This is a genomic window from Streptomyces cyaneofuscatus, from assembly GCF_000718135.1.
GTDB lineage: Bacteria > Actinomycetota > Actinomycetes > Streptomycetales > Streptomycetaceae > Streptomyces > Streptomyces cyaneofuscatus.
On the sequence record NZ_JOEM01000001.1, the window covers coordinates 40,731 to 60,455 of the forward strand.

General features: G+C 73.4%; 21 protein-coding genes. 11 read left to right on the plus strand and 10 right to left on the minus strand.

The annotated features are described in order from the left end of the window. Positions 1–51: 51 nt before the first annotated feature. Positions 52–672, plus strand: a complete 621-nt coding sequence (locus tag IF17_RS0100190) for a CGNR zinc finger domain-containing protein (protein ID WP_030560896.1) — start codon at positions 52–54, stop codon at positions 670–672. On the opposite strand, the gene sodX is transcribed toward IF17_RS0100190, so the two are convergent. Beyond that, positions 585–1,097, minus strand: a complete 513-nt coding sequence (gene sodX / locus IF17_RS0100195; protein ID WP_030560898.1) for a nickel-type superoxide dismutase maturation protease — start codon at positions 1,095–1,097, stop codon at positions 585–587. The genes IF17_RS0100190 and sodX overlap by 88 nt on opposite strands. Positions 1,098–1,218: 121 nt before the next feature. Here sodX and sodN point away from each other — a divergent pair, with 121 nt between their 5' ends. Next, positions 1,219–1,614, plus strand: a complete 396-nt coding sequence (gene sodN / locus IF17_RS0100200) for a superoxide dismutase, Ni (RefSeq protein WP_015611295.1) — start codon at positions 1,219–1,221, stop codon at positions 1,612–1,614. 184 nt (positions 1,615–1,798) lie between these two features. On the opposite strand, the gene IF17_RS0100205 is transcribed toward sodN, so the two are convergent. After that, positions 1,799–2,848, minus strand: a complete 1,050-nt coding sequence (locus IF17_RS0100205; RefSeq protein WP_030560901.1) for an aldo/keto reductase — start codon at positions 2,846–2,848, stop codon at positions 1,799–1,801. A gap of 114 nt (positions 2,849–2,962) precedes the next feature. Here IF17_RS0100205 and IF17_RS0100210 point away from each other — a divergent pair, with 114 nt between their 5' ends. The 8 genes from IF17_RS0100210 (at position 2,963) to IF17_RS0100245 (ending at position 11,358) form a co-directional block, all read left to right on the plus strand. Then, positions 2,963–3,436, plus strand: a complete 474-nt coding sequence (locus IF17_RS0100210; RefSeq protein WP_030560902.1) for a MerR family transcriptional regulator — start codon at positions 2,963–2,965, stop codon at positions 3,434–3,436. A gap of 102 nt (positions 3,437–3,538) precedes the next feature. Continuing rightward, positions 3,539–4,447: an alpha/beta fold hydrolase gene (locus IF17_RS0100215; RefSeq protein ID WP_051883862.1), complete on the plus strand. Its 909-nt coding sequence runs from the start codon at positions 3,539–3,541 to the stop codon at positions 4,445–4,447. 140 nt (positions 4,448–4,587) lie between these two features. Next, positions 4,588–5,556: an alpha/beta hydrolase gene (locus IF17_RS0100220; RefSeq protein WP_030560906.1), complete on the plus strand. Its 969-nt coding sequence runs from the start codon at positions 4,588–4,590 to the stop codon at positions 5,554–5,556. Beyond that, positions 5,549–6,754 (plus strand): acyltransferase family protein, encoded by a 1,206-nt coding sequence (locus tag IF17_RS0100225; protein ID WP_030560908.1) that lies wholly within the window; start codon positions 5,549–5,551, stop codon positions 6,752–6,754. The genes IF17_RS0100220 and IF17_RS0100225 overlap by 8 nt, the downstream gene beginning before the upstream one ends. Positions 6,755–6,791: 37 nt before the next feature. Beyond that, positions 6,792–8,156 (plus strand): sensor histidine kinase, encoded by a 1,365-nt coding sequence (locus IF17_RS0100230; protein WP_051883840.1) that lies wholly within the window; start codon positions 6,792–6,794, stop codon positions 8,154–8,156. Further along, positions 8,153–8,827 carry a response regulator gene (locus IF17_RS0100235; RefSeq protein ID WP_030560912.1) on the plus strand — a complete coding sequence of 225 codons (675 nt, stop codon included), beginning with the start codon at positions 8,153–8,155 and terminating at the stop codon, positions 8,825–8,827. Before IF17_RS0100230 ends, IF17_RS0100235 begins: the two co-directional genes overlap by 4 nt. Before the next feature lie 69 nt (positions 8,828–8,896). Beyond that, a complete protein-coding gene (locus IF17_RS0100240) occupies positions 8,897–10,171 on the plus strand; it encodes a DUF1266 domain-containing protein (RefSeq protein WP_078615755.1) in 1,275 nt (424 codons plus the stop codon). Further along, the gene (locus IF17_RS0100245; RefSeq protein WP_030560916.1) at positions 10,168–11,358 is read left to right on the plus strand and encodes a DUF1266 domain-containing protein; all 1,191 of its coding nucleotides are present in this window, start codon (positions 10,168–10,170) and stop codon (positions 11,356–11,358) included. The genes IF17_RS0100240 and IF17_RS0100245 overlap by 4 nt, the downstream gene beginning before the upstream one ends. 21 nt (positions 11,359–11,379) lie before the next feature. Here the strand turns inward: IF17_RS0100245 and IF17_RS0100250 are convergent, their stop codons facing one another. From IF17_RS0100250 to IF17_RS0100270, 5 genes are all read right to left on the minus strand, one after another. Continuing rightward, positions 11,380–12,261, minus strand: a complete 882-nt coding sequence (locus IF17_RS0100250; protein ID WP_030560918.1) for an NAD(P)H-binding protein — start codon at positions 12,259–12,261, stop codon at positions 11,380–11,382. Further along, positions 12,258–12,659 (minus strand): DUF952 domain-containing protein, encoded by a 402-nt coding sequence (locus tag IF17_RS0100255; protein WP_030560919.1) that lies wholly within the window; start codon positions 12,657–12,659, stop codon positions 12,258–12,260. The genes IF17_RS0100250 and IF17_RS0100255 overlap by 4 nt, the downstream gene beginning before the upstream one ends. A gap of 22 nt (positions 12,660–12,681) precedes the next feature. After that, entirely contained in the window at positions 12,682–14,211 is a 1,530-nt protein-coding gene (locus tag IF17_RS0100260; RefSeq protein WP_244890395.1) for a choice-of-anchor A family protein, read from the minus strand. 132 nt (positions 14,212–14,343) lie between these two features. Beyond that, a complete protein-coding gene (locus tag IF17_RS0100265) occupies positions 14,344–15,342 on the minus strand; it encodes an NAD-dependent epimerase/dehydratase family protein (RefSeq protein WP_030560923.1) in 999 nt (332 codons plus the stop codon). Between the two features lie 109 nt (positions 15,343–15,451). Then, positions 15,452–16,399 carry a LysR family transcriptional regulator gene (locus tag IF17_RS0100270; protein WP_030560925.1) on the minus strand — a complete coding sequence of 316 codons (948 nt, stop codon included), beginning with the start codon at positions 16,397–16,399 and terminating at the stop codon, positions 15,452–15,454. A 312-nt stretch (positions 16,400–16,711) separates the two neighbouring features. Between IF17_RS0100270 and snpA the strand changes: the two genes are divergently transcribed. Beyond that, positions 16,712–17,368: a snapalysin gene (gene snpA / locus IF17_RS0100275; RefSeq protein WP_030560928.1), complete on the plus strand. Its 657-nt coding sequence runs from the start codon at positions 16,712–16,714 to the stop codon at positions 17,366–17,368. Positions 17,369–17,470: 102 nt separating this feature from the next. On the opposite strand, the gene IF17_RS0100280 is transcribed toward snpA, so the two are convergent. The 3 genes from IF17_RS0100280 to IF17_RS0100290 form a co-directional block, all read right to left on the minus strand. After that, a complete protein-coding gene (locus tag IF17_RS0100280; RefSeq protein WP_030560929.1) occupies positions 17,471–17,827 on the minus strand; it encodes a GntR family transcriptional regulator in 357 nt (118 codons plus the stop codon). A gap of 2 nt (positions 17,828–17,829) precedes the next feature. Next, the gene (locus IF17_RS0100285) at positions 17,830–18,801 is read right to left on the minus strand and encodes a DUF1648 domain-containing protein (RefSeq protein WP_030560931.1); all 972 of its coding nucleotides are present in this window, start codon (positions 18,799–18,801) and stop codon (positions 17,830–17,832) included. A 145-nt stretch (positions 18,802–18,946) separates the two neighbouring features. Continuing rightward, positions 18,947–19,687 (minus strand): DUF6304 family protein, encoded by a 741-nt coding sequence (locus tag IF17_RS0100290; protein WP_030560933.1) that lies wholly within the window; start codon positions 19,685–19,687, stop codon positions 18,947–18,949. Between the last annotated feature and the right edge of the window lie 38 nt (positions 19,688–19,725).

Below are 19,725 nucleotides of genomic sequence, written 5' to 3' on the forward strand. Positions count from 1 at the left end.
TATTACACTGACCGACACCCCGACCCTAGACCGACCCGGTAAGGACTACAAGTGGAACTGGCCTATTACTCGGACTACGCCGTGCGCTTGGTCAACACCGAGGAGCCGGCCCGTAACAAGGACGCCCTCACCTCGGTCGAGGCGGTACGGGAGCTGTTCGGCGCCAACCAGCAGGCGGCACGGCGGACGGCGGAGGCGGACGTGACCCGCTTCCGTTCCGTACGGGCCCGGCTGCGCGCGGTCTTCGAGGCGGCCGACGGCGGTGACGAGACGCTCGCGGTCGACCTGCTGAACTCGCTGCTGCTGGAGTTCCCGGTGAGCCCGCAGATCTCCGGCCACGACACCCGGGACGAGGACGGCAGGCCGGACTGGCACATGCATCTGGCCGACCACCCGTCGAACGCGACGGCCGGATACGCGGCCATCGCGGCGATGGGCCTCGCCTTCCATCTGACCTCGCACGGCGTGGACCGGCTCGGCCTGTGCGAGGCGGCCCCGTGCCGCAACGCCTACCTCGACACCTCCACCAACAGGTCCCGGCGCTACTGCTCGGACCGCTGCGCGACCCGGGCCAACGTGGCCGCCTACCGGGCCCGCAAGCGCGCGGAGGCGGACCGGACCGGCCTCACCGCCGAGACCGCCCAGCCGAGCAGCTCGGTCACCGACCGCTGACCCTTCGCACTCGTCGGCCCCTTCGGCAACGGCCGGTAGCGGGCCCGCACCCGGGCCAGTACGAGCTCCTCGGGTACGACCCCGTAATCCGTGCTGTCCCCGCCCGCGAACGTGTTGTCGCCGCGCACCCACCAGCCGCCCGGCCGCTGTTCGACCGCCCGCTTCACCACCAGCAGGTCCTGCTGGAAGGGGTGACGCAGGATCACCACGTCACCGGGGCGCACCGGAGCGCCGTACTGCACCAGCAGCAGGTCCCCGTGGTAGAGCGTGGGCACCATCGAAGGCCCCGTCACCTCCACCACCCGCAACGGCCGCCGCCGCCCGGCCCGTCCGCCTCCGGACACCCGTCCCCACTCCGGCACCTCGGCCACCTCCCGGTCCTCCTCCGGCACACCGTCCCGCGTACCGCGTTCCGCTCCGTACATTCGGCCGACGGCCCGAATCCCACCCCGGACTTTTGACCTAAGCCCCTGGGGCAGCCACGGAAAGCGGCGCTCCACGGAGTAATGTCCCACCTGAGAAGACGATCACGAGGAGGACAGCTCCATGCTTTCCCGCCTGTTTGCCCCCAAGGTGAAGGTCAGCGCCCACTGCGACCTGCCCTGCGGCGTCTACGACCCGGCCCAGGCCCGCATCGAGGCCGAGTCGGTCAAGGCCGTCCAGGAGAAGTACCAGGCCAACGAGGACGCGGACTTCCGCACCCGCGCGATTCTGATCAAGGAACAGCGCGCCGAGCTCGCGAAGCACCACGTGTCGGTGCTCTGGAGCGACTACTTCAAGCCCCCGCACTTCGAGAAGTACCCGGAGCTGCACCAGCTCATCAACGACACCCTGAAGGCGCTCTCCGCGGCCAAGGGCTCGAACGACCCGAAGACGGGTCAGAAGGCTCTGGACCTGATCGCCGAGGTCGACCGGATCTTCTGGGAGACGAAGAAGGCTTGATCTTCCCCGGGCCGCCCGGCCCGCGCTCGCGCGCGTCCGGACAGCCCGCACGACCGCACCCGGTCCGCAGGCCGCCGACAACGGCGTCCATGGCGGGCCGGGTGCGGTCGTTCGCGCCGGGTCACCGGGGTTCTTCTTCGGGACGCCCGGGCTTTCCGAAGCCGGGGCGCCCAGGGGCAGTCGTTCAGGCGGCCGCGCGTTCGGCGAGCGGGCGGCGGCGCAGGGCGGTCTCGGTCAGGGACCGCGGAGGGAGCGCGGCGGCGGGGTTGTAGAGGTTCACCCCGGGCCGGACGATCTCGTCGATCCGGTCGAGGGTCGCGTCGTCCAGGGTGACCGGGGCGCCCTGGAGCAGTCCCTCCAGCTGTTCCATGGTCCGCGGCCCGATGATCGCCGAGGTGACGGCGGGGTGGGCCACCGTGAAGGCCACGGCGAGCTGCGGCAGGGTGCAGCCGATGCTCGTCGCGAGTTCGACGAGCTGTTCCACCGCGTCGAGCTTGGCCGCGTTCTCGGCGATCGCGGGGTCGAAGAACGCCGGCCGGATCGCGGCCCGGCCGGCCTCCAGGTCGATGGGCCGGCCCTTGCGGTGCTTGCCGGTGAGGAATCCGAAGGCGAGAGGGCTCCAGACCAGGACGCCCATCCCGTAGCGCTCGCAGGCGGGCAGCAGCGAGGCCTCGACCCCGCGGGCCAGGATCGAGTAGGGCGGCTGGGCGGTACGGAAGCGGCCGAGAGCGCGACGCTCGGAGACGTGGTGCGCCTCGACGATCTCGTCGGCCTGGAAGTTCGAGCAGCCGAAGGCGCGGATCTTCCCGTCCCGCACGAGGTCGCCGAGGACCGAGAGCGTCTCCTCGATGTCGGTGGTGTGGTCGGGGAAGTGGACCTGATACAGGTCGATCCACTCCGTGTCCAGGCGCCGGAGGCTGTCCTCGACCGCCTTGAGGATCCAGCGCCGCGAGTTGCCGCCGCGGTTGGGGCCTTCGCCCATCGCGAAGTGCACCTTGGTGGCGAGTACGACGTCGTCACGGCGCCCCCGCAGTGCCTTTCCCACGATCTCCTCGGACTCGCCCTGCCCGTACATGTCTGCGGTGTCGACGAAGTTGATCCCGTGGTCCAGGGCCGCGTGGACGATGCGGGCGCAGTCGTCGTGATCGGGGTTGAAGCCCGCCTGGAACATCATGGTCCCGAGGCAGTGGGTACTGACCTCGATACCGGTTCCGCCGAGCGTGCGATAGCGCATGGTGATGCCCCTTGCCGAGTGACCGTGGATGCCGGGCGACGGAGGATTCGGCCGGCACGGGGACCCTAGGAGCTAGACCCGGCTCTAGGTCAACTCCCGTCTACGCTGGCCGCCATGGTCGAGATCACCCCACGTCTGAGCATCGGACAGGTCGCCGAACGCACCGGCCTGAGCGTGCACGCGCTGCGCTTCTACGAGAACGAGGGCCTCTTCCTCACCCCCGTACGCCGCGGAGCCGACGGCCGCCGCGTCTACAGCGAGGACGACGTGGCCTGGCTGACCGTCTGCATCATCCTGCGCGCATCGGACATGCCCCTGCCCGAGCTGCGCCGGTACGCCGGCCTCGTCAGGGAAGGCACGGGCAACGAGGAGGAGCGGCTCGCGCTGATGCGTGAGCACGAGGCGCGCGTCACCGGCCGGATCGGCAGGCTCACCGAGTCGCTGGACCTGATCAGGTTCAAGGCGGCGGTGTACGAGGACATCGTCGACCAGGGCAGCGCGGCCGCCCACGACTGTCACGGCCCGTCCACCGCGGCCGAGGGGGAGGAACGCTCGCCGGTGCGGCGCCGCGAGGTGCTGGCCGAGTAGGGGGCACCGCTCCACCTGTCGTTTCCCCTCGCCTGCCGTCCGCAGGCCCGCTACCATGAACACGAAACGATACGTCTCGTCTCATAAGCGGTGAGGTTCACCATGGAACGCTTCGTCGATGTCGCCCCCGGTGTCCGCCTCTGGGTGGAGGAACGCGGCGCCCCCGACGCCCCCGCCCTCCTGCTGGTCATGGGCGCGCTGGCGTCCGGGCTCGGGTGGCCGGACGAGCTGGTGGAGTCGCTCGCCGAACGGCACCGCGTGATCCGCTACGACCATCGCGACACCGGGCGCTCCACCTGGTCCTTCGACGAGCAGCCCTATCCGCTCACCGCACTTGCCGAGGACAGCGTGCGGGTGCTGGACGCCCTCGGGGTCGAACGGGCGCATCTGGTGGGGATGTCGCTCGGCGGAATGCTGGTCCAGCTCGCCGTCGCGGACCGGCCCGAGCGGGTGCTCAGCGCGACGCTGATCGGGACCGGTGCGCTCAGCTCCGTACCGTACGAGCGTCCGGACGGGACCAGGATCCCGGCGGAGGAGCTGCCCGGCGCCTTGCCCGCCCTCCTGGAGCTGTGGAGCCGGCCCGTCGAGGACCACGGGCCGGAGGCGGAGCTGGAGCGGCGGGTCGAGCACTCGCGGGCCCTCGGTGGCGACCGGATTCCCTTCGACGCCTCCTACGCCCGCGAGCAGGAGCGCCGGATCATCGCGCACACCGGGCACCACCATGCCGGTACCGCGCACGCCCGGGCCGACACCTCCGGGATGGACCGGACGGAAGCCCTGGCACGGACCGAGGTCCCCACCCTGGTCGTCTCCGCGCCCGCCGAACCCGTCTACCCGCCGCCCCACGCCCGTCACATCGCCCAGGCGGTCCGAGGCGCGCGGCTCGTCGAGATTCCCGGGATGGGGCATGCCCTGCCCCGCGAGGTGCACGCACCGCTCGCCGGCGCGATCCTGGAACACACCGGGCGGACGGACCGGACTGGGCGGGCGGACCGCACCGGGCGGGGCTGACGCCGCTTCGCGTACGCCGCGTCATACCTGAGAGCTACCCCGAAGATCCACTCTCCAGCGGGACGGCAACTATCCGTCGCTCTCCGTAACTTCTGTATCGGACACAGGCAGAACATCCGGTACGGAAGGACCCCACCCTCATGGCGCACCGCCCGCCCAGACGCCGTCTGCGCCGCACCCTGCTCACCGCTCTCGTCACCTTCTCGGTGGCCGTTCCGGTGTCCGGGGCGGCCCGGCCCGCCGCTGTGCCCGCCCCCGCGCCGACCGTGCTCGGGCCGCTGCGGGAGGCGAGCGCGGCGGCGTTGGAGGAGCGGTACGGGGTGAGCCGGGCCGATATCCGGGCGGCCGGGCGGGCGGCCTCCGGGCACGGGGACCTCAAGCGGGCGGCCTCCCTGCGGGCGATGGCCGCGCCCGGGCGGCAGTTCCTCTCCTTCGACGGGCGGGACGGGGGGCGGAGCGTGGAGGTCCTCGGGGAGCTGTCCGGGGCCCGCCGCGTCGCGGTGCTGGTGCCGGGGGCCGGTGTCGGGCTCGACGCGTACGGGCGGCTGCGGCGCGGGGCGGTGGCGTTGCAGAGGGAGTTGGGGGAGGGCGGAGCGGTCGTCGTCTGGCTGGGGTACCGGTCGCCCGCCACCCTCAGCCCGGCCTCGGTGACCGACGGCCGCGCCGCCGAGGCCGCGCCGAGGCTGCGGCAGCTGGTGGACCGGCTGGGTGCCGTGCTGCCGGGGGCCAGGGTCACGCTGCTCTGCCACTCCTACGGCTCCGTGATCTGCGCCCGGGCCGCCTCCGGGACCCGGGCCGACGCCATCGTGTTCTACGGCAGCCCGGGGACCGGCGCCGAGGATGTCGCCGCCCTGCGGACCGGGGCGCGGGTGTGGGCCGGGCGGGGTGGCGGCGACTGGATCGCCCGGGTGCCCCATGTCCGGGTGCGGGTGCCGTTCGTGGGGGCCGTGGGGTTCGGGACGGACCCGGTGGCGGACCGGTTCGGGGCCGAGGTGTTCGACGCGGGCGGCGGGGGCCACAGCGACTATCTGCTGCCCCGGTCGCGTTCTCTGACGAACCTGGCCCGGATAGCCTCCGGCCGCGCCCCGTCGGAGGCCGGTCGTGACTGACGTACGTGGACCGGCGCGGCGCTTCGTCGCACGCATCGAGGCCGCCACCCCGCCCGGCCGCGACCGGGCCGTGGACGCCCTGCGGGCCCTGGCCATCCTGGGCGTGGTGGGCGGCCACTGGCTGGTGACCGCGCTGGTCGCCGACAGCGGCACCGTGCGCGGGGCGAGCCCGTTGACGCATCTGCCGGAACTCACCCCCGTCTCCTGGGTGTTCCAGACCTTGGCGGTGTTCTTCCTGGTGGGCGGGCAGGTGGCGGCCCGGAGTTGGGCCTCGGCGCGTGAGCGGGGTGTGCCGTACGGGCGGTGGGTGGGCGGCCGGCTGACGCGGCTGTTCCGGCCGGTGGCGGCGGTGGTCGTGGTGTGGTCGCTCGCGGCGGGCGTGATGCTGGTGGCCGGGGTGGGTGAGCCGACGGTGTCGGCGCTGGCCAAGCTGGTCTGGTCGCCGCTGTGGTTTCTGCTCGTCTTCGCCGCGCTGACCGCGCTGACGCCGCTGGTGGCCCGGCTCCACCCGCTGTGGCCGCTCGTGGTGGTGCTGCACGTCGACCTCGTACGGTTCGTGCTGGGCGGTCCGCGGGAGCTGGGGTGGATCAACGTGATCGCGGGGTGGCTGGTGCCGTACTGCCTGGGGGCGTTGGTCGCCCGGGGCGGGCTGCGTGGCCGGGGGAATCGGTGGGCGCTGTTGGTCTGCGGGGGTGCGGCGGCTGTCGCGCTGGTCTTGTGGGCCGGGTATCCGGGGGCCATGGTCGGCGTTCCGGGCGGCCGGATCTCCAATCTGGACCCGCCGAGCCTGGCCGCCGTGGCCTTCGGACTGGCGCAGTGCGGGGCGGCGCTGCTGCTGCTCGGGCCGCTGCGCCGGGCACTGCGCAGACCCGCGGCCTGGGCGGCGGTGGCCATGGTGAACCTGGCGGCGATGACCGTGTTCCTCTGGCACCAGACCGCGATGATCGTCGTCACGGCGAGCGCGCTGCTGGTCGCCGGTGGCCCGCTGCCGGGACTGCACACCGTGCCCGACAGCGCCGGCTGGGTGGTCGCCCGGCTGCTCTGGCTGCCGGTGTTCGCGCTGGCGCTGGTCGTGTGCTGGGCGGCGTTCCGGGGTCATGAGCAGGGCGGGCGGCGGGAGGGCACGCGCTCCCTCCTCGTACGGGAGTCGTCCCCCGGGTCCTCCCCCGGGCGGAAGCAGGAGGTGCGTCGTGCCTAATCTGAACGCGGGTGAGACCGGAGGGGCAGTGGGGGGCATGGGGGCAGCAGGTGCGGTGGGGGACGTGAAGGCAGCGTGGGGCGTGCGGCTGCGGGCCGCGGTGCGCCGGGCTCCGCGCGCCCTGTACGAGGACCTGTGGGCGGCGCCCGCCGACCGGGTGCCGCGCATGGGCGAGGCCGGTGCCCCGGTGTGGCGGCCGGTGTTCCTGGTGATGCTGGTGATCACCGCGGTCGGCGTCACGGTGATCCGTACCGTCGAACTCGTTCCGCACGGAGCGACGATCAGCGGGCTGGCGGTGCTGGTGGCCGTCGCGCAGTCCGCGGTGCTGGTGGCCGGTATGGGCCGTCCGGTGGGGGCGTGGTGGGCGGCGACCGCGCTGACCGTCGTGTCGGTGCTGGTCGTCGTGGCCGGAGCTCCGTCCGAACTGCCGTACCCGCTGGTGAGCATGGTGCCGTTGAGTCCCCAAGTCCTCTACCCCTCCCCCTTCGCGGGGGCGGCGCTGCAAGGCGGTGCCCTGTTCCTGCTGGCGCTGCGGGTGCGGCCCCGCCGGGCGGTGGCCGCGCTGGTGCTCTCGATGGCCCTGGCCCTCTTCCTGGCCCTGCGCACGCCACCGGTGCCTCATATCGGCCTGGCCGCGTCCGTGCTCGTGTTCTCCACGGCGCTCGTGCTCGGTACCGCGCTGCGCAGCTTGCGGCTGGCCCGTCAGGACCTGGTCGACCAGGTCGAGCTGACCGCCGACGAGCGGGCCCGGCGGACCCTGCTGGAGGAGCGCCACCGGATAGCCCGCGAGCTGCACGACGTGGTGGCCCATCACATGTCGGTGATCTCCATCCAGGCGCAGGTGGCCCCGCACCTGGTGCGGGATCCCCCGGACGAGCTCAAGGAGAACCTCACCGGCATCCGCGAGAACGCCCTGGAGGCCCTCGCCGAGCTGCGCAGGGTGCTGGGCGTCCTGCGCTCGGAGGAGGCGCCCTCGCAGAGCGCCCGGCACACCCCGCAGCCCAGCCTCGACCGGCTCGGCGCGCTCGTCGCCTCCGTGCGCTCCGCCGGTCTGGCCGTCACCCTCTCCACCACCGGCGAGCCGCGCCCGCTGCCACCGGGCGTCGAGCTGTCGGCGTACCGCATCGTGCAGGAGGCGCTGAGCAACGTGATGCGGCATGCCCCCGGGGCGAGTGCGCGGGTCGAGATCGGTCATCGGGCCGCCGGGCTGACCGTCCGCGTCACCAACACCGCGCCGCTGCGCCCCGCCCACACCTCCCACGGGGTCCGGCACGGGCTGCTCGGGATGCGCGAGCGCACGACGATGCTCGGCGGCGACCTGGCCACCGGCCCCGCCCCCGGCGGCGGCTGGGAAGTCACCGCCATCCTGCCCGTCACCGGAGACACCGAGGACCTGCCATGACACCGCCCATCCGCGCAGTGATCGCCGACGACCAGATGATGGTCCGCCAGGGCTTCACGGTCCTGCTGAACGCCGCTCCGGACATCGAGGTCGTAGGGCAGGCCGTCAACGGTCTCGACGCCGTGGCCCAGGCCGGCGAACTCGCTCCGGACGTCGTGCTGATGGACATCCGGATGCCCGAGCTCGGCGGCATCGAGGCGACCCGCCGGATCACCGCATGCGAGGGCTCGACGGTGAAGGTGCTCGTGCTGACCACCTTCGACCTCGATGAATACGTGTACGAGGCACTGCGCGCGGGCGCCTCCGGCTTCCTGCTGAAGGACGCCTCGGCCGACGAACTCGCCCACGCGGTACGGGTGGTGGCGGCGGGTGACGCACTGCTCTCGCCCAACATCACCAAGCGGCTGATCACGGAGTTCTCGCGGACGGCCGGGGCCCCGCGCGCCCCGCTGAAGGAGCGCATCGGGGATCTGACGGAGCGGGAGACGGAGGTGCTGTCCCTGGTGGCGGCCGGGCTGTCGAACGCGGAGATCGCCGGACAGCTGATCCTCGCGGAGCAGACGGTGAAGACCCATGTGGGCCGCATCCTGGTCAAGTTGGGCGTCCGCGACCGGACCCAGGCGGCGGTCTTCGCGTACGAGTCGGGGCTGGTCCGCCCGGGCGGCCTCTGACCACCCGGGCCGGGTGCGGGGGCCGACCACCCGGGGCGGGCGCGGGGCCCGTTTCGTAGGATCGGCTCCGTGACCACGGGGAACGGGGCGGGAACAGAGGGCGGCGGTGCGGTGGCGCCGCCGGACGGGGCGTACCGGACGCAACCACCGGCGTACGGAGGGAATCGGGTGGCGTACGCGGGGAATCCGCCGGCGTATCCGCCCCCCGCGCCGCCCACCGGGATCGAGCGCGCGCTGGAGGCCGCCGTCGCGGGCGGTGGCGGCGACGCGGTGGTGGAGGTGCTCGCGCGGACCCGGATGTACGTGCTCGTCGCCCGGCTGCACGCGGACATCCCCGGCTGGACGGCCCCGCTGCCCACGATCCGCGACGAGGCCTCCCGGCGGACCTGCGTCCCGGTGCTGACCCCGGGGATGCTGCCGCCCTGGCACCCGGAGTGGGTGTTCCGGGAGGTGAGCCTCGGTGAGCTGGCCCGGACCTGGCCGTACGACGTGCGGCGGCTCGCGGTGAACCACGGCACGCCGTACGCGGCGATGGTCGACGCCCGGCCCAAGCACCTCAAGGCCTGGCTCAGGGCCGACGAGCACTCCGGCGGGCCCGAGCACCGCGTGCTGCTCACCGACAGCGGCGGCCCGCTGTACGGCCCGCTCGCCCACGGGCTGGCCCTCGGCGCCCACCTGGCCGTCACCAACGGCCTCATCTGGAACCGGCTCGGCGCCGCCTACGAGGACTACGCCACCGACCGGGCCCGGCTGCGCAGCCCGTGGGGCATCCCGTACCGCGCCGAGTACCGCGACCGCCTCGCGTCGCTGATGAAGAACCAGCTGGTCGGGCGCGTCCAGGAAGCCGTCCTGCGCACCCGGCACACCCTGGCCACCCGGCTGGGACGTACGCCGACGCGTGAGGAGTGGGCCGAGGCGGTGGCCCGTGCCTTCGCCGCGCGCGACGCCGACGACCGGGCGCTCGCCGACCGGTCGCTGCACTACATCGCCCTGTACGAGAACAGGCTCCGCGCCGACGGCGCGCTCGCCCCGGACGGTCGCGTCGACACCCTGGCCGCCTTCGACCTCGGCCGGGCGGTCAACGTCGTACGGCTCGCGCTCGGCGCCCGGTACGGCGATCCGCACGAGGCCGAGCAGGACCTCCTGCGGCTCGGCGAACTCGCCCGGGGGGCCTACACCTCATGGGCGGACTTCTCCCTCGGCTACCTCATGGCCCGCATCGTCCACCGGGCCGAGGACGACGGCCCGGAGGCGGCGGAGCCCACGTACCGGCAGTCGCTCGCCGAGCACCGCATCCTCACCCAGGACCCCACCAGCCCCTACCGGAACATCCCCTGGTCATGAACCCGATCCCCCACCCGAACCACCCCACGGCCGCCTTTCCCGTCCCGGCCCCCTGGATCCCGCCCGGCGAGACCGAGCAGCTCCTCCACGAGGCGACGCTGCGCGGTGACGCGCGGGCCCAACTGGCCGCGCTGGCCGGGGCCGAGCTGTACATCCCGGCCCCGCGCGCCGAGGTGGACGCCAGGCCGGACAACGTCACCTGGCGCACGCACCACGACCCGTCGGGCTTCGTCTGCCGGCCCGTGCTCACCCGGGGCATGCTGCCCGCCTGGCACGCGGACTGGGTCTTCCACGGGGTCTCGCTGCGCTGGGTCGCCGAGATCGGCTGGCCGGAGGCGGGGATGTTCCTGGGCGTGAACGTGGGGACGCCCGGCCAGCTGCTGCTGCCGGCAACTCCTACCGAACGGGCGCTGTGGCAGCGGGCGTACGCGGAGAACGACCGCCTCCAGGAGAACCGGCTCCTCGCGCTGCGCCACGGCGCGCTGCACGGACCGCTGGCGTACGGGCTGGCCTGCGGGGCGCACCTGGCGATCGTGGCCGCGGTCCCGTGGAACGAGGTCGGCACGGTCTACCGCGAGTACGAGAGTGAGCGCGCGCAGCTCCGCGACTCCTGGGGCATCACCGGCCACGCCGGGTGGCGCAGGCAGCTGGACATCCTCCTCGACGCCCGCAACAGCCCTCCGGAGCCGGACTTCGTCCTGCGCGCCCGCGAACAGCTGGCGGCCGGCCTCGGTGAGCTGCCATCCGCCGACCTGTGGCGGGAGACAGCCGCCGGTCACGCCCAGGACCTCGGGGCCGACGCGGGCACGGTGAAGGGCATCGAGGACCTCGTACGCCGGATCATGCGGTACGAGGCCCGGTTCCGCGCGGACGGGCTGCTGGAGCCGGACGGCCGGGTGCGCACCACGGTCGCCTACGACTACGGGCGGGCGGTGAACCTGGCGCGGTGGGGGCTGTCGGCCCGCTACTGCGCCCCGGCCGAGGCCGAGCAGGCGATCGTCTACGCCGGGGCGCTGAGCAAGTCGGCGTACCGGTCGTGGGAGGAGTTCTCGGCCTCGTACGCGCTGGGGCGGGTGCTGCGGTTCGACGGTGAGTCCTACGGCCCGTTCTACGAACAGAACGTCATCGCCCACCGCCTGCTGGCGGAGAGCGAGGGCAGTCCGTGGCGCCACATCCCGTGGCGGTGAATGGAGGTCCCAGACCCCCGGTCAGACGCCGGGCAGCAGATGGCGGTAGCTGTCCGGGTTCTCCGCGAGGAACGCGGCGAAGCTCTTGGCCGGGTGGCCGGTGAGGGTGGGCACGGCGTCGGAGACGGCGGCCAGTTCGCCGGCCGCGATCGCCTCGTACGAGGTGACCCAGCCGGCCACCTCCCACTCCTCGGCCCCGTATCCGGCCCGGGACGCGTAGGCCTCCTCGACGGTCTCGGGGACGTAGCGGAGCGGGCGTCCGGTGACCCGGCTCAGCTCCTCGGCCGCCTCGGCGAGGGTGAACGCCTCGGGGCCGGTGAGGTCGTAGCCGCGGTCGTCGTGGGCGGGCGATTCGTCCAGCAGTACGGCGGCCGCCGCGTCCGCGATGTCCTCATGGGCGACGGCGGCGACCCGGCCGTCACCGCCCGGACCGCGCAACATGCCGTCGGCGCCGGTCATCGCGGGCAGCCCCGCCAGGTACCAGTTGTCCCGCAGGAACGTGTGGCGCACGTCGGCCGTGCGGATGTGGGCCTCGGTGTGCCAGTGGTCGCGGGCGAAGGTGAACGTGGCGTCGGGCGCGGCGCCCTGGAAGGACACGTACACGATCCGCTCCACGCCCACCGCCACGGCCGCGTCCACGGCGGTGATGTGGTCGCGCACCCGGTAGGGGCTCTCGTGGGCGGAGACCAGGAACAGGGTGTGCGCCCCGTCCAGGGCCCGGCGCATCGCCTCCCCGTCGCCGTAGGGGGCGGCGGGCGCGCGGTCGGCACCGGGCAGGTCGGGCAGGCGGGCCGGGTCGCGGCCCAGGAGGCGTACGGGGGCTCCGGCGCGGGCGAGGCGCCCGGCGACCCGGCCGCCGACGGCTCCGCTCGCTCCGGTCACCGCGGTGAGGGGGCCGTTCACTGGGGTTCGTCTTCCTCTCGTCGGTCGTGGTACCAGTCGTCGAGGCGCCGTACCTCCACGACCGCGTCCACCGGAAGCGGTCCGTACAGGTGCGGGAACTCCTCGCCGCCGGGCTTCATCTCCTCGTACCGCACGGGGGCGGTGAGACGGGCGGGGTCGACGACCAGGACCACCAGGTCATGGCCGCCGGCCCCGCCCTCGCTCCCGCCCCCGCCGCCGTCCCCGTCCCCGTCCCCGTACAGCATCCGTGCCACGCCCGGGAGTTGGTGGGGCAGGGAGAGGTGGATGAAGCCCTCCTCCTGGAGGGTGCGGCCGCGGGTGGACATCTCGTACGTCCCTGTCCCGCGGGCCGCCTCCCAGAGGGGTGCTTCGGCGAGGTGCAGCAGCGGTTCGGTCATCGCACCACGCTAGCGGGCGCTGCTAGTAGGTGCGGCGGCGCGCCCGGCGGGTGGCGACGAGGACCGTACCGCCGGCGGCCACCAGCGCCGCCGCGATGGAGCCGATGATCCACTCGCCGCCGCGCGATCCGGTGTCGGGCAGTTCACCCGGGTGGGACGGGGAGGGGGTCGGCTTCCACGTCGGTGTGGGGTCGGTGGGATCCGGCGTGGGGTCGGTGGGAGTGGGGGTCGGGTCCGTGGGGGTGGGAGTGGGGTCGGTGGGGGTCGGCGTCGGATCCGTAGGCGTCGGGGTGGGATCCGTCGGCGTGGGCGTCGGGTCCGTGGGGGTCGGCGTCGGGTCCGTCGGCGTCGGGGTCGGATCCGTGGGAGTTGGCGTCGGGTCCGTCGGCGTGGGAGTGGGATCCGTCGGCGTCGGCGTCGGGTCCGTCGGCGTGGGAGTGGGATCCGTCGGCGTCGGCGTCGGATCCGTCGGCGTCGGCGTCGGGTCAGGGCCGCAGGTCGGGAGGTCGCCGTCGAACGGGTACGAGTGGATCTCCTGGCCGCCCGAAGCGCCCGACGAGGTGTGGGTGAGCGAACCGACGGTGTAGAAGCGGCCGTTGGTACCGCTCATGGTGAGCGTGGTCGTGCTGGCCGGCTGCCCGATCAGCACGCTGCCCTGGAACTGGGCCGGCCCGGTCAGCGTCAGATCCGTCGCGTCCGGGAAGTTCCACAGCAGGCGCTCGCGGAGCCCCGGGTTGGGGAGGGTACCCATGAACGTGGCGACCGTGCGGGCGTCCCCGTAGACGTTGACGAGGACGGTCGCCCCGGCAGGGATGCCGGTGAAGGTGAACCCGGCGTTGCCGCCCGTCGAGGAGACCAGGTCCGCGTCCACGTCGAAGACCTGGATCGGCGAGGTGTCGTCCCCGGTGAAGGTGAACGTGTCACCGGCCCGCGTCCAGCTGCCGGTCGTCGCGCGGTGCGCGTCACCGTCGTACGCGTAGCACCGGCTGGCCTCGGTGAGCTGCGGGCGCAGGCCGGTGAACGGGGCGGTGGCCGCCGGATCGGGGCGCGGGGCCGTCAGCGGGTTGACCGTGCCGGTGAGGCTCCCCGCGTAGGCGACCCGGCCCGAGTGGGCGCCCTCCTCCGCGAGAAGACGCTTGCCGGGGGCGATGAGGATGTCCCCGCCCACCGTCAGGTAGTCGGAGCCGTCCGGCGGCGGGACCCGTGAACCGACGCCCGCGACACCGACGTTGTAGATCTGCGAGGCTTCGGCCCGCTTGTCCATGTCGAACCGGCCGAGGGTGACGATCTTCCCCTCGGCCTCGGCGGCGGCCTCCCGGACCAGGAAGTCTCCGCCGACGTAGATGTTGATGTTCTCGTCGTAACCGGTGACCGGCCCGCTGTTGGGTTCGTTCCACACGTCCGGGCACTGGCTGCCGAGGCAGGGGCCCAGCCCGCCCGGCAACGGATCTGCGGCGACGGCCGGGGCCAGCATGCCCACCATCGCCGCGGCCGTGGCCACTGTCACTGCTGCCCGGATTGCGTTGCCGCGCCTGCGCGCCTGTTGTTCCATGCCGCGCAATATGCATCTTTAATGCTAGTCATTTGTTATGACACGCCGGATTTACCCCTATGCGTCGACCTATAGGCGGGTGTCGGCCTGAGGGCGGATGTCGGCGAAGGCAGGTGCCGGCCCGGGGGACGCTCAGAGGGCCAGCAGCTTCTCCTCCAGCTGGGGATCGAGCCCGACCGCCGGCCGGTCCGGGCGCTGAGGCGCGGTGCCGCCGCGCTCGCGCAGCCAGGTCCAGGTGTCCGCGACGGTCTCGCCGACCGGCCGGCAGCGCAGTCCGGCGGCCTCGGCCCGGGCATGGCCACCCTGGTGCAGCGCGTCGTACAGCTCCCCCTCCGGCAGCCAGACCGGCAGCCCGCTCCAGGGCTCGACCCCGGCGGCCAGCAGCGTGTCCGGGTCCGTCCAGCGCAGCTCGGCACCGGAGCCGGTGACCCGGACACAGGCGTCCAGCAGTTCGCCCATGGTGGTGTGGCCGGGGCGGCTGACGGTGTTGTACGGGCCGTGCAGCCCGGCCGCCGCGGCGTCCAGGATCCAGCTCGCCAGGTCGCGGGCGTCGACGTACTGGAGCTGAGCGGTACGCGGGCCGGGGGCGATCACCGGGCCCCCGCGGGCGATCCGGGTGAGCCACCAGGGCAGCCGCCCGATGTTCTCGCCGGGGCCCATGATCAGCCCCGCCCGCGCCAGCAGGGCCCGGTCACCGAAGGCGTCGAGGGCCGCCAGCTCGCCGCCGCGCTTGGCCCGGTCGTACGGCACGTCCCCTTCCTCGTCGGGAGAGGCGCCGCCCACCAGCGGCCCGTCCTCGTCCAGGCCGGCGGGTGCCGGGTAGGCGTACACGGAACGGCTGGAGACGTACGTGTAGTGGCCCGCGCGGTCCGCCAGCAGCCGGGCGGCGTCGCGTACGGCGGTGGGCACCCCGCTCCAGGTGTCGACCACCAGGTCCCAGTCGCCCGCGTGGTCCGCCAGCGCCGCGAGGCCCCGCTCCCCTCCCGTACGGTCGCCTGTCAGCGCGCGCACGCCCGGCGGCGGCGCGTGGTGGCCCCGGTGGAAGACGGTGACCTCCCAGTCCCGCTCCAGCGCGGCCTCGGTGACGGCCCGTCCGACGAACTCCGTACCGCCCAGCATCAATAGCTTCATGGGCCGAGCCTGCCCGCTCCGGCCGCCCCCGGGAACACCCGCACGCTGTCAGCAGAACGGGGAACTCCCGGCCGGGCTCAGGGCGTGCGCGCGAGAGGGCCGGCCGGGTTCAGGGCGTGCGCGCGAGGGGGCTGCGGTGGCGCAGCAGCCAGGCGTAGTAGCCGCTGGAGCGCCGGGCCGCCTCCACATAGGCCGCCTCCAGCTCCCCGTACACCACCGAGGTGTCCGTCTCCGGCCGGGAGGCCAGGAGCAGCCGCACCGCCAGGGGGTCGCCACGCAGCGGGCGGATCGCCATGTCGTCGCGCGGCCCCGAGGTGGGCTGGCAGGGCGCGACGGCCTCGCCGAGCACGACGAGGGAGGCGGCGGTGAGGTAGTCCCCGTGCAGGACCGGCGGGTCGATCCCGGCCGCGCCCAGCACCCGGCGCACCCCGTCCCACTCGCCGTCCACCGTCGGATCGACCATCCACCGGTCACCGGCCAGGTCCCCGAGCTCCACGACCCGGCGGCGGGCGGCGGGATGGTCCCGGGAGAGGGAGATGAACTGCGGTTCACGGTCCAGGAGTACCCGCTGGACCAGGCCGTCGGGGAGGGTCAGCGGGGAGCCCTCCACCTCGTGCACGAAGGCGACGTCCAGCCGGCCCGCCTCGACCGAGCGCAGGAGGGCGTGGGCCGAGACGTCGACCCGCAGGGAGATCTCCGTACCGGGCAGGGCGTCCCGCAACCGGCGGAGCCAGCTCCCGACGACCCGGCTCGCGGTGGAGCCGACGCGCAGCCGGGGCCCCCGGGACGCGTCGGCCTCCGCGAGGGCGTGGGTGACCAGGGCGCTCATCCCGTCGACGAGCGGCCGGGCCCGGCTGAGCACCGCCCGGCCGAGCGGGGTCGGCCGGCAGCCGGTGCGTTCGCGGCGGAACAGCTCGGCGCCGAGCGAGTTCTCGATCCGCCGCAGCTGGGTGGTCAGGGAGGGCTGGCTCACGCCGAGACGACGGGCGGCCTGGTGCAGACTGCCCGCGTCGGCGATGGCGCACAGCGCCCTGAGGTGCCTCACCTCAAGCTCCATGAAGCGGAGACTACGACCGGTCATGCCCCTGACACCAGCGGCCGCAACCCCATCAAAGGGCATTAATTCAGCGGGTGTTGGGCGGAGCGTCAGGTGGCGGTGACAGGGTGGCGCGGCCCTGCCGGGCGGCGGGTGGCGCGGAGGCGGGCGCGGGGGGGGGGCAGGCGGGGGATAGGGCCGCGTTATCCCCGGTTGGCATCATCCCCGACGGCCGTCCGCTCCCCCACACTCTCCCCGTACCGCCCCGCGCCCCGTCCGTTCAGCGGACAACCCCCACGGCGCGGGTTCACCGGACCGTAGGAGAAATCCCCCATGAGACACCTCAGGACCGCCATCGCCTCCGCCATCGCCGGTCTCGGCCTCGTCGCCGCGCTCGGCACGGCGCCCGCGGTCTCCGCCGCTCCTGCCCCTGCCGTCTCCACCCCCGCCTCCATCGCCGCGTACAACGGGTCGGGCGAGAACGCCGCCGCGAACCGGGCCTTCTTCGACGCGGTGATGAAGTCAGTCGCCGAGAAGCGGGCCGCCAACCCGCGCGCCCTGGCCGTCACGGTGACGTACAGCGCCGCCTCCGCTCCGAGCTTCCGCACCCAGATAGCCAACAGCACCCGGATCTGGAACAGCTCGGTCAGCAACGTCCGGCTCCAGGAAGGCTCCAACGCCGACTTCACCTACCGCGAGGGCAACGACCCGCGCGGTTCGTACGCCTCGACCAACGGGCACGGCCGGGGCTTCATCTTCCTGGACTACCGGCAGAACCAGCAGTACAACTCGACCCGCGTCACCACGCACGAGACCGGGCACGTGCTCGGCCTGCCGGACACCTACTCCGGTCCGTGCAGCCAGCTGATGTCCGGCGGCGGCCCCGGCCCGTCCTGCACCAACGCCCAGCCCGACGCCAACGAGCGGGCCCGGGTGAACTACCTCTGGCAGAACGGCTTCGCCGCCGCTCTGGCGGGCACCGCCTCCTGACCCGCATCGCCACCCGCATCGCCGCATGAAGAGGGCCGTTCCGGACGCGGAACGGCCCTCCGTGGCGGGTGGAGCCATTGTCGTACGCCGGTGGCGGCGGCCTCAGGCCCCCAGTTCGGCGCGGACCAGCGTCAGCAGCTCCTCCTCCGTCAGGCCCAGTTCCCGGGCGTCCGCGACCACTTCGCGGACCCGCTCCAGGAGTTGGGCCCGGCGAGGGGAGGCGCCTTCGGTGACCACCGCACCACGGCCGCGGCGCAGCTCGATCAGCCCCTCCTCGCGGAGCCGCTGGTAGCCGCGCAGCACCGTGTGGACGTTCACCCCGAGGGAGTCGGCGAGCACCCGGGCGGCGGGGAGCCGCTCGCCCGGGGTCACCGCGCCGTCGGCGACCGCGCGGCGCACCGAGGCCGCGATCTGGTCGCCGAGCGGCACGGTGGAGGTGGGGTCGACCCGGAAGAGCATGGTCAGCGCCCCGCCCGGTTCCGGTCGACGAGGGTGTTGAGCAGGGCGGCCCCGGTGCCGGAGTCCTCCACGGTGACCGCGAATTCACGGCCACCGCGCTGCCGGGCCACGATGGCCTCGCCCGAGCGGACGATGAAGCCGGTGCGGCCCGGGCGGATGCGGTACCCCCAGCCGCCGAACTCCGCGACCGCGTCGACCCGCCGACTGTCCGCCGCCTCGATGCGCTCCAGCGGGAGCTGGAACCGGGGCCAGGGCAGCAGGCCGGAGACGGTGAGGCCGCGCCGGTCCACGGTGACGTGGGCGCGGCTGAAGGTGATCGCCGGCACGGCGATGACCAGGAGAGGTACGCCGAGGAACCAGTTGACCCCGTAGCCGAGGCCCGTTCCGGTGGCCACGATCACCAGGGCGCTCAGCGGCAGCCACCAGGAGCCGGTGGTGCGGGCCCAGCCGGCCACCTCGCCGTCGGCGAGCGCGATCCGCTCGCGGTCGGCGGGGCTCTTCCCGGCGCGGGGGTCCTCCGGTGCCGGGACCAGCCGGGCCAGCAGCAGCCCGATCCCGCCGGCGAGGACGGCCGCCCCGAGGGCCATGGCGAGGTGCCACAGCGGGAAGCGGCCGGCCGCGGCCCCGTCGGGGGTGTCCAGGTTGACGATCAGGGCGGCGCCCAGCACGTACTGGAGGAAGGCGGCCACGGCCCAGCCGCCGCCGATGAGCAGACGGTGGGCCCGCCCGTAGAACCTTCCGCCGACCACCATGAGTACCCACAGGGCGCCGAGCACGGGCAGCACCGGGGCGGTGACCAGGACGTAGGTGGTGCGGTCGACATAGCCGTTCACGTCTCCGGAGACGTCGAAGTGGCCGGCCAGCCGGGTGGGAAGACGGTCCTTGAGGACGAGGAAGAGGATCAGGTCGACGAGGAAGGCGAGGACAAAGGGCAGGGCCGCGAGCGTGGCGCGGCCAAGGTTCTTGCGTGTCATGGAAAACCTCCGTTGTTCGCATGTTAGTAGAACAACTAGAGGAAGGGCAATGCGGTACCGGCACTCAGGTTCCGGGAACAGCTCTGCCCCGTACCGGAGTTGCGGTACGGGGCAGAGGAGGCGTCCGTCAGGAACGGGGTGACCGTCAGGCGCGTTCGAGGGGCCCAACAGGCCCCAGGGATTCCCGAGGTTCCAGGGGCTCCAAGGGCTCCAAGGGCTCCAAGGGCTCCAAGGGGAAGGCTCCCCGGTGGCCGGTTCCGGCACCCCGGGACGGGCGCACCTCGAACTCCTTGCAGCTCCAGATCTCCTGGACGAAGCCGGTCCGCCGGTCCCACAGGTCCAGCACCGCGTCCTCGCCCTCCACACCCCGGTAGGCGTCCTTGGCGCCGCGGAAGCAGGCGAGGCTGCCGGAGAGGCCGCGGCCGGGGGCCGGGAAGTAGTCGGAGAAGGCGCAGGCGATACAGGTCTGGAGCTGGATGCCGTCCGGGAGGATGCGCTGGATCGCCGTCAGCGCGGCGGCGAAGTCGCTCTCGGCCCGGGCCGATTCGTAGGCCGCGCCGTCCAGATGGAGGGTGAGGTAGAGGTCCGGGTCGACCCGGCGCAGGGAGAGCAGGCAGCCGAGGGTGGCCTGGCGCAGGGCGCCGTCGACGAGGACGGGCAGCGGGAGGTCCCACTCCAGTACGCAGTCGGTGAGGGCGCCGTCCGCCAGGGCGAACATCCCGCTCTCCGGGGGCGTGCCCGACACCGGCGCCAGGTCGTCGAAGCTCTCACCCTCGAAGTCGACCCCTCGGATCCGGAGCCGGAGCTGCTGTCCGTCCGTGGTGAGAACGACGGAATCGGAACCGTTGCGGTCCCGGTACCAGCCGGCCCACGACTCATCTGTCATGAGCAGGGACTGTAGCCCCTGCCCGGTACGGCTCCGGT

Bases quoted from the DNA above. Each gene is read 5' to 3' on its own strand.
- sodX (WP_030560898.1), bottom strand. From the start codon at position 1,097: ATGTACGGAGCGGAACGCGGTACGCGGGACGGTGTGCCGGAGGAGGAC.
- sodN (WP_015611295.1), top strand. From the start codon at position 1,219: ATGCTTTCCCGCCTGTTTGCCCCCAAGGTGAAGGTCAGCGCCCACTGC.
- IF17_RS0100205 (WP_030560901.1), bottom strand. From the start codon at position 2,848: ATGCGCTATCGCACGCTCGGCGGAACCGGTATCGAGGTCAGTACCCAC.
- IF17_RS0100210 (WP_030560902.1), top strand. From the start codon at position 2,963: ATGGTCGAGATCACCCCACGTCTGAGCATCGGACAGGTCGCCGAACGC.
- IF17_RS0100215 (WP_051883862.1), top strand. From the start codon at position 3,539: ATGGAACGCTTCGTCGATGTCGCCCCCGGTGTCCGCCTCTGGGTGGAG.
- IF17_RS0100220 (WP_030560906.1), top strand. From the start codon at position 4,588: ATGGCGCACCGCCCGCCCAGACGCCGTCTGCGCCGCACCCTGCTCACC.
- IF17_RS0100230 (WP_051883840.1), top strand. From the start codon at position 6,792: ATGGGGGCAGCAGGTGCGGTGGGGGACGTGAAGGCAGCGTGGGGCGTG.
- IF17_RS0100235 (WP_030560912.1), top strand. From the start codon at position 8,153: ATGACACCGCCCATCCGCGCAGTGATCGCCGACGACCAGATGATGGTC.
- IF17_RS0100245 (WP_030560916.1), top strand. From the start codon at position 10,168: ATGAACCCGATCCCCCACCCGAACCACCCCACGGCCGCCTTTCCCGTC.
- IF17_RS0100255 (WP_030560919.1), bottom strand. From the start codon at position 12,659: ATGACCGAACCGCTGCTGCACCTCGCCGAAGCACCCCTCTGGGAGGCG.
- IF17_RS0100260 (WP_244890395.1), bottom strand. From the start codon at position 14,211: ATGGAACAACAGGCGCGCAGGCGCGGCAACGCAATCCGGGCAGCAGTG.
- IF17_RS0100265 (WP_030560923.1), bottom strand. From the start codon at position 15,342: ATGAAGCTATTGATGCTGGGCGGTACGGAGTTCGTCGGACGGGCCGTC.
- IF17_RS0100270 (WP_030560925.1), bottom strand. From the start codon at position 16,399: ATGGAGCTTGAGGTGAGGCACCTCAGGGCGCTGTGCGCCATCGCCGAC.
- snpA (WP_030560928.1), top strand. From the start codon at position 16,712: ATGAGACACCTCAGGACCGCCATCGCCTCCGCCATCGCCGGTCTCGGC.
- IF17_RS0100280 (WP_030560929.1), bottom strand. From the start codon at position 17,827: ATGCTCTTCCGGGTCGACCCCACCTCCACCGTGCCGCTCGGCGACCAG.
- IF17_RS0100285 (WP_030560931.1), bottom strand. From the start codon at position 18,801: ATGACACGCAAGAACCTTGGCCGCGCCACGCTCGCGGCCCTGCCCTTT.
- IF17_RS0100290 (WP_030560933.1), bottom strand. From the start codon at position 19,687: ATGACAGATGAGTCGTGGGCCGGCTGGTACCGGGACCGCAACGGTTCC.